Here is a 7815-nt window from a genome sequence, read left to right on the forward strand (position 1 = left end):
CGAGGAGACGCCCCCTCTCCCCGAACCGAGCGAACCGAGCGCGGGGGGAGGGAAGAAGCGCCGCGCTCGGTTCGCTCGGTTCGGGGAGAGGGGGCGTCTCCTCGGCGAGGGGTGGGGCTTCCGGGTGTGCCTGTGCCTTCGCCCGTTCCTGCGGCTGTGCTTGCTCTTGCGGTGCTGCCGGTGCCGGCCTGTCCGTGGGGAGTTGGGGATCGTACGCCTTGAAGGCCCGTTCCTCGCGGCGTCGTTCCCGTACGGCACGGCCACGGGACACCACCCCGAGCGTGAACACCGTGAGGACCAGCAGCACCATCAGTTCGCCGATGAACAGTCCCCAGAACAGGCCGTATCCGGACAGCTGGGACCTGGGTGTCTCCGGCCAGGCCGCGGTCAGGTCCTGGGGTGCGGTGACCAGCTCGCGCAGGGCGAGCGGGGAGCGCGTGAACGTCACGCCGTCCGGCCAGGCCCCGTGGGCGAACAGCCCGGCCAGGCCGGTGGCCGTCCAGGCGACCAGGGTGGCCGCGAGAAGGAGGGCCAGGAGGCCGATCAGCAGGCCGTCCGGGACGCCGCCGCCCTGGGGCCCGCCGTCGTAAACGTCGTGAGGGGCGGGACCGTTGCCCCGGCCCCGCGCTGGCCGGCGTGCCATGTCAGGCCACCGTTGACTCTGACGACTCGTTCATCCGTTGCTGGTGCTCGATCCGGGCCGCCCGTTGCTCCGCCTCCAGTTCGGCGGCGCGGATGTCCTCGGGGAGGAGGTCGTCCGGGTCCATGGCCGAGCCCTCGGTCATGGCGCGGTCGGTGAAGACCAGGGGGCGTTCGGCCTCGGTGATCAGGTGTTTGACGACCTGGACGTTGCCGTTGACGTCCCAGACGGCGATGCCGGGGGTGAGGGTCGGGATGATCTCGACGGCCCAGCGGGGCAGGCCGATGACCCGGCCGGTCGCTCTGGCCTCGTCCGTCTTCTGCGCGTAGATCGTGCGGGTGGAGGCCATCTTGAGGATCGCCGCCGCTTCCTTCGCCGCTGCTCCGTCCACCACGTCGCTGAGGTGGTGGACGACGGCGACGAACGAGAGTCCGAGGCGGCGTCCGAACTTCAGCAGACGCTGGAAAAGCTGGGCGACGAAAGGTGAGTTGATGATGTGCCACGCCTCCTCGACCAGGAAGATGCGCTTCTTGCGGTCGGGCCTGATCCAGGTGTGTTCCAGCCAGACGCCGACGATCGCCATCAGGATGGGCATCGCGATCGAGTTGCGGTCGATGTGCGAGAGGTCGAAGACGATGAGGGGTGCGTCGAGGTCGATGCCGACGGTGGTGGGGCCGTCGAACATGCCGCGCAGGTCACCGTCTACGAGGCGGTCCAGGACGAGGGCGACGTCCAGGCCCCAGGCCCGTACATCGTCTATGTCGACGTTCATCGCCTCGGCGGACTCGGGCTCGGGGTGGCGCAGCTGCTCCACGATATCCATCAGGACCGGCTGGCGGTCGGTGATGGTCGCGGTGACGTAGGCGTGGGCGACCTTGAGCGCGAAGCCGGAACGCTCGTCGAGGCCGTGGCCCATCGCGACTTCGATGATCGTACGGAGCAGGGCGAGCTGGCCGGTGGTGGTGATGGACGGGTCGAGGGGGTTGAGGCGGATACCGCCGTTGAGGGCTGCGGTCGGGTCCAGGCGGATGGGGGTTATGCCCAGCTCCTGGGCGATGAGGTTCCACTCGCCGACGCCGTCCTCGCCCTGGGCGTCGAGGACGACGACCTGGCGGTCGCGGAAGCGGAGCTGGCGCAGGACGTAGGTCTTCTCCAGCGCCGACTTGCCGTTGCCGGACTCGCCGAGGACCAGCCAGTGGGGGGCGGGGAGCTGCTGCCCGTACAGCTGGAAGGGGTCGTAGATGTAGCCCTTGCCGCTGTAGACCTCGCGGCCGATGATCACACCGGAGTCGCCGAGGCCGGGGGCGGCGGTGGGGAGGTAGACGGCCTGGGCCTGGCCCGTGGACGTACGGACGGGGAGGCGGGTCGTCTCCACCTTGCCGAAGAGGAAGGAGGTGAAGGCATCCGACAATGCGGACAGGGGGTCTCGCATGGCGTGGGTGCCCTCTCTTCCTGCGGGTTGGGCGGCTTGGGCGGGGTGGGTTCGGTGTTCTGTGCGGGTGCTCGGGTCAGCGGCGGATGCCGGTGGCGAACGGGAGTGTGTTCACGAAGGCGCGGTGGTGCTCGCGGTCGCACCACTCCAGCTTGAGATACGACTTGCCGGCCGAGGCGCGGATCGTGCGCTTGTCGCGGGCGAGCGCTTCGGGTGAGCGGGACGACACCGTGATGTACCCCACCAGGTTCACTCCGGCCGCTCCGCTGGCGAGATCTTCACCCCGCTGGTCGAGCCGGCCGTGGGCGGCGATGTCGCGGGGGTCGACGGTGCGGTTCATCTTGGCCTGGCGGCTGGCCTCGGCGTCGTCGTTGGTCTTCTCGGTCAGCATGCGTTCGATGGCGACCTCGGTGGGTTCGAGGTCCATGCAGACGGCGACGGTGCGGATGACGTCGGGGGTGTGGACGAGGAGCGGGGCGAGGAAGTTGACGCCCACGGGGGTCATCGGCCACTCCTTCACCCAGGCCGTGGCGTGGCACCAGGGGGCGCGGGTGGTGGACTCGCGGGTCTTGGCCTGGAGGAACGTGGGCTCGACCGCGTCCAGTTCGGCGGGCCAGGCGTTGCGCTTGGTCATGGCCTGGATGTGGTCGATGGGGTGGTCGGGGTCGTACATGGAGTGCACGAGGGAGGCGACGCGGCTCTGGCCGAGCGGCTGGCGGACCCGGATGTCGGCCTCGGCGAGGCGGGCGCAGATGTCGGTGAGCTCGCGGGCCATGACGACGGCGAGCCCGGCGTCGCGGTCGAGCTTGCGGCCGCCGTGGGGGCGGGCGGCGCGGGCCATGGCGTTGGCCTCGGCGGCCAGTTCACGGCTGTAGTGCATGCAGGCGACGAGGTAGGCGCGGTGCTGCTCGCTGGAGGTGGAGACCATCGACTGGAGCTGGTCGTAGGAGTCCTGGAGCCAGGCCGGGGACGCCTTGTCGCCGCGCTGGGCGACGTCCTTGGCGTGGGCGTCGGGGTCGGCGGGGAGGGTGCGGGCGAGCATCTGGAGGCGGGTGACGAAGCCGTCGCCGTTGGCCACGTGCTTGAGGAGGGTGCCGAAGCGGTCGACGAGGGCTTCCTGGTCCTCGCTGTCGCGGAGGCCGACGCCGGGGCCCTCGATCTCGATGGCGGCGGTGACGGTGCGCCGGTCGGCGTGGAGGAGTACGGCGATCTCGTCGGGGCCGAAGGGGGCGGCGAGCCAGCTGATCCGGCCGATGCCGGGGGGCGGGCCGATCTCGACCTCGCGGCCGTCGGCGCTGACGCCGGCTTCCATGGCGCCCGAACGGTAGGCGGTGCCGCGGCGCAGGGAGCGCTTGAAGGTGCGGTTGATCTCGAACCACTTGTAGAAGGTGCGGCCCTTGTACGGGACGTACACGACGGCGAGGGCCAGCATCGGGAAGCCGACGAGGCAGACGATGCGGAGGGAGAGGAGGGGGACGAGGAGCCCGCTCATCATGCCGAGGAACGCGCCGACGATGATCAGGGCGATCTCGCCGGTCTCGCGGTTCTTGCCGACGATCGCGTTCGGCCGGGCGCGGCCGATGAGATACGTGCGGCGGGGCGTCATCGTGTGGGACTGGGTCGTCAACGCCCTCCACCTCCTGTGCTCGAGTTACCTGTGGTGCCGAAGCCGCCTCCGCCTCGGGACGAGCGGCTGCTGTGGGGGGTGGCGGAGGTGGGCGCGGAGCCGCTGCGGGGCGAGGGTGCGGCGGAGGGGACAGATCCGCCGCCGACCCCGCCGCCGCCTCCGCTTCCGCCGGAGGTGCGGGAGCTGTGGGCGGCGACGCCGCCGCTGGCCGGGTTGGCGGGGCGGGCGCCGCCTCCGCCGCTGTTCTGGTCGTTGCGGCCGCTGTGGGTCTTGATGCCCTGGGAGACGAGGGCTGCCGGGGAGCTGATGAGGGCGGCGGCCTGGGAACCGTCGGTGGCCTGCTTGCGGTTGGTGCGGGCGCCCTGGATCTCGTCGCCGAAGCCGGGGACGAAGCGGTAGATCATGGCGGAGGCGAAGATGGCCAGCAGGATGATGGAGAGGCCGGAGACGACGGCGGAGAAGGCGTCGGGTCCGTCGCCCGAGGAGAGTGCTCCGGCGAGGCCGAGGACGATGACGATGACCGGCTTCACCATGATCACCGCGATCATGATGCCGGCCCAGCGGCGGACGTGGCCCCACATGTTCTTGTCGACGAGGCCGGCGTAGACGACGATCCCGAGGAGCGCGCCGACGTAGAGCAGGGCGGCGCGGATGACGAGCTCCAGCCACAGGATGCCGGCGGCGAGGATCGAGACGAGCGAGACGACGATCAGCATGATGGGGCCGCCGCCGATGTCCTCGCCCTTCTTGAGGGCTTCGGCGAACGAGCCGAAGAAGACGTCGGTCTGGCCGCCCGTGGCAGAGGCGATGATCTCGGTGACGCCGTCGGTGGCGGAGACGATCGTGTAGAGGATCAGCGGGGTGAAGGCCGAGGCGAGGACGGTGAGCCAGAGGAAGCCGACGGCCTCGGAGATCGCGGTGGTGAGGGGGACGCCGCGGATGGCGCGCTTGGCGACGGCGAGGAGCCAGAGGACGAGGGTGAGGATGGTGGAGGCCGCGAAGATGACGGCGTACTGCTGGAGGAACTTGGGGTTGGTGAAGTCGACGTTCGCCGTGGAGTCGACGGCCTCGCTGAGCTTGCCGACGATCCAGGAGGCGGCGTCGGCGCAGCCTTGGGCGAGGGAGGAGAGGGGGTCGAGGGCGTCGGTGGGGGGGACGTCCTGGGTACGGGAGCCTGCGCCTTCGCCGCCTTCGCAGTAGTCCTTGGCGGGGCCACGGATCAGGTCGCACGCGTCGTTGCTGGTCGAAGGAGACGGTGTTGGTGTGGGGTCGGCGGCTGCACGGCCGGCGAAGAGAACGACCGCCGCTTGAATACTGGCGAAGGTTGTGACGACCGAAAGCCCGCGAAGGGACCTCTTACCTGGCATAGGTGAACCCTCCGAACTGCTGCACGGCGTCGGCCATCTCTTCCGCGGAAGAGGCGGCCTGGTCGCGACCGACGGGTACGGGGCCGTCTTTCTGCTGGAAGTCGGAGATCTTCCAGTCCCCACCGACCCACCGCAGCTCGTACGTGGTGGTGTACCAGCTCTCCGACACTGGGTTCTTGGAGCCTTCACCGGCCAGGCCGAACAGGGCGGAGTACCAGACAGCCACGCTCGCGGTGTCGCCTGCGTATTTCTCCACCTTGGTGCCCACCGGGTTGGCACGGGAAATAAAGGTCAGACCTTCTGGAGCGCTGCCATCCGGCTTCAATCCGATGCTTGTCAGGAAGGATTGGTCGGAGTAGACCTTGTCCAAGTCACCTTGTCGCGCGCTTGCTACGTCAGGCGCGTATACCGCCTTGGAAATTTCTCGGCGCCGCTCCTGAGAAAACATGCCGTCGGAAACCAACGCCACGGAGTAGTTCGCCGCCGCGCTCTGCGCCCCCTGCTCGTCGTGGGCGAAGCCGGAGGGGATCGTGCCGGTCTTGCCCTCGACGGGCCTCGTGCCGGTGGCCGCGGTGGGGGCGCTTCCCGCGGCTCCGGAGCTCTTGGCGCCCGGGGACGCGTCGTCGTCGCTGCCACCGCCCCGGTTGGCGAAGGCGATGGCGGCGACGAGGAGGACGACGATGCCGGTGATCGTCACGAGGGAGCGGGAGTTGCGGACGGGGCGGCGTCCGTTGGGGTTGCCCGGGTTGCCGTCGGGGAGACGGGTACGGGTCTGACGGGTGCCGCCGAGCGTGCTGTACGGGTCGTCCGCACGGCCCCCCTGGTCCTTGCCGCGGTAGTCGTGCTCGTCACCGGGACTCATGCCGCGTTCGCCCCCTCGGTCGTGTGCGGATCCGCGCAAAACGACGGTAGCTGTGCTGGTTGCCGCTTGAGCGCGGTGTGGTGACTCGACATCAGGGAAACGCAACCTCAGCCGGTGGGCGCGACGGGCGGACGGTGGGGAGCGGGCTGGGACGGCCCGGAGGGAGACGGCCGGTGGTGGGTCAGACGGCCATTCCGTACACGATGGTGAACAGGGTTCCCAGGGAGCCGATGATGAAGACCCCTGTCAGCCCTGCCACGATCAGGCCCTTGCCCTGTTCCGCGCTGAACGTGTCGCGCAGTGCCGTCGCTCCGATGCGCTGCTTCGCAGCACCCCAGATCGCGATGCCGAGGCAGAGCAGGATGGCGATGGCCATCACCACCTCGATCATGATGCGCGCCTCGTTGCCCAGCGTCCCGAACGGCCCCCAGTCCGGAGCGATTCCGCCGATGATGGTGGTGATGTCGCCCTTCTCTGCTGCCAGGATCATGTAAGTCACCGCCCCTGTTGGGTAGTTCGCTGCCCGTGCCGTCCGGCATGGGTCGCCTTCTATCTTCGCTGATGAAACCGCGCTCGCACGACGCCTTCCCGGGTCTCTTTACCCGGATCTCGCACGTTTGACCGGGGCGGCCGCCCTGACCTGCGGCTCGTCCGCTCCTCGCGCATATGGCTGGTTACTCTGTGTATCACGGCCTGTGACCAGGAGCAACGACGGTGGTCATGGGTTCTGATGCGGTTGCAGCGTTCGCGGGGCACGGCGTGTTCGTATGCGCCGTTCGAGAGCCGTCGGTGCGCCGGTCGGCACCCTGTTCGATGCTTCGTCAGTCGGGTTCGGGGAACGCCGCGCTGTGGGACGGCGGGCCCGGTCGGTCCTGCGGGGGCGGCGGTCAGCGGTGGGCGTGACGCCGAGTCAGCCGGGTGCGGCGGTAGTAGGAGACGGTGACGGCCCCCAGGAGCGGACCCCAGAGGACGAGCGGCTGGTAGATGACACCGACCAGCAGGCGGCCGGCGGGGGTCATGTCCGGGTGGGGGTACGTCCACCACAGGGGCATGGTGGCCCAGATCGCCGTCAGCGCGAGGGCCCCGGCGGCGGCCGGTACGACGGCGGCCAGGGGGCGAACCGGGCGGCCGCCGATGACGGGTATCCAGTGGGGCACCGATTCGCCCCACGGCCGGACCAGGCCGAGCGAGAGCAGGGCGAGCAGTTCGCAGGCGACGCTCAGTGTCAGCATCCACAGCTTGGAGCCCGGGGTGTCGAACGGTACGAAGCCGGCCGCGGTGTACCCGGACGGGAACCCGCACACCATCGCCAGCCGCCACAGCCCGGTCGGCAGCGCGAGCAGCGTGATCAGTTGCGCGGCGCGAACCGCCCACCGGGCCGGAGGAATGGACGCTGCGGGGGCGGGGTCGGTGTGGTGTTCCTTTCGGGTTCGCATGCGTTCCATCGTGGTTCGTGGGGTGTGGCGGGGCGTCAGCTTCTGTTCCCGAGTCCTCGGTTCTGCGGTACGAGGCCCGGGGCGCGGAACTCCGCCGTGCGGGGGAGAGGGCCTCCGCCCGGGCCCCCGCGCGGGCGACCGCCGCCGTGCGCCGGTGTGTCCGCCCATGTCCGCCGCCCCCTTCGTTCGGGTGAACCGGGCGGGCTCCACGGGAGCAGGGCCTCCGCTTCGTCCGGCCGGGAATCACGGGATGGCGTGCGTGGGGCGCCGGGGCCTCGCGTGCTGACGTACGGCATGTCGCGTACGGCGGATTTGGCACAGTGCCGCTCCACGATCAAGAGATCAAGAGAACGGGGTGAGCGGTGTGGGCGGAGTGACCGTGGTCGGGCAGCCGAACGACGGCCGGGAGCGGGCGAGGGCGTCGGCCGGACCGGCGGGGGCGGCCGGGGGA

6 protein-coding genes and 1 pseudogene are annotated in these 7815 nt (G+C 70.0%); all 7 read right to left on the reverse strand.

Features of this window, described 5'->3' with window-relative positions:
• A pseudogene (locus D3105_RS30515) lies at positions 1 to 643 on the reverse strand (type VI secretion protein); the annotation flags it as partial.
• Between the two features lies 1 nt (position 644).
• The gene (locus tag D3105_RS30520) at positions 645 to 2072 is read right to left on the reverse strand and encodes an ATP-binding protein (protein WP_029182634.1); all 1428 of its coding nucleotides are present in this window, start codon (positions 2070 to 2072) and stop codon (positions 645 to 647) included.
• A gap of 76 nt (positions 2073 to 2148) precedes the next feature.
• Positions 2149 to 3699 carry an SCO6880 family protein gene (locus D3105_RS30525; protein WP_118906150.1) on the reverse strand — a complete coding sequence of 517 codons (1551 nt, stop codon included), beginning with the start codon at positions 3697 to 3699 and terminating at the stop codon, positions 2149 to 2151.
• A complete protein-coding gene (locus D3105_RS30530; RefSeq protein WP_118906151.1) occupies positions 3696 to 5066 on the reverse strand; it encodes a hypothetical protein in 1371 nt (456 codons plus the stop codon). The genes D3105_RS30525 and D3105_RS30530 overlap by 4 nt, the downstream gene beginning before the upstream one ends.
• Positions 5056 to 5928, reverse strand: coding sequence for a hypothetical protein (locus D3105_RS30535; protein WP_118906152.1), 873 nt, complete (start codon positions 5926 to 5928; stop codon positions 5056 to 5058). Before D3105_RS30535 ends, D3105_RS30530 begins: the two co-directional genes overlap by 11 nt.
• Before the next feature lie 181 nt (positions 5929 to 6109).
• Positions 6110 to 6418, reverse strand: a complete 309-nt coding sequence (locus tag D3105_RS30540) for a hypothetical protein (RefSeq protein ID WP_003968086.1) — start codon at positions 6416 to 6418, stop codon at positions 6110 to 6112.
• Positions 6419 to 6815: 397 nt separating this feature from the next.
• Positions 6816 to 7373, reverse strand: a complete 558-nt coding sequence (locus D3105_RS30545) for a hypothetical protein (RefSeq protein ID WP_118906153.1) — start codon at positions 7371 to 7373, stop codon at positions 6816 to 6818.
• Positions 7374 to 7815 lie beyond the last annotated feature (442 nt).

This window comes from Streptomyces globisporus (assembly GCF_003501885.1).
GTDB classification, from domain to species: domain Bacteria; phylum Actinomycetota; class Actinomycetes; order Streptomycetales; family Streptomycetaceae; genus Streptomyces; species Streptomyces globisporus_D.

Coding starts and splice junctions, on each gene's coding strand:
- D3105_RS30520 (WP_029182634.1), bottom strand. CDS start 2,072: ATGCGAGACCCCCTGTCCGCATTGTCGGATGCCTTCACCTCCTTCCTC.
- D3105_RS30530 (WP_118906151.1), bottom strand. CDS start 5,066: ATGCCAGGTAAGAGGTCCCTTCGCGGGCTTTCGGTCGTCACAACCTTC.
- D3105_RS30535 (WP_118906152.1), bottom strand. CDS start 5,928: ATGAGTCCCGGTGACGAGCACGACTACCGCGGCAAGGACCAGGGGGGC.
- D3105_RS30540 (WP_003968086.1), bottom strand. CDS start 6,418: ATGATCCTGGCAGCAGAGAAGGGCGACATCACCACCATCATCGGCGGA.
- D3105_RS30545 (WP_118906153.1), bottom strand. CDS start 7,373: ATGGAACGCATGCGAACCCGAAAGGAACACCACACCGACCCCGCCCCC.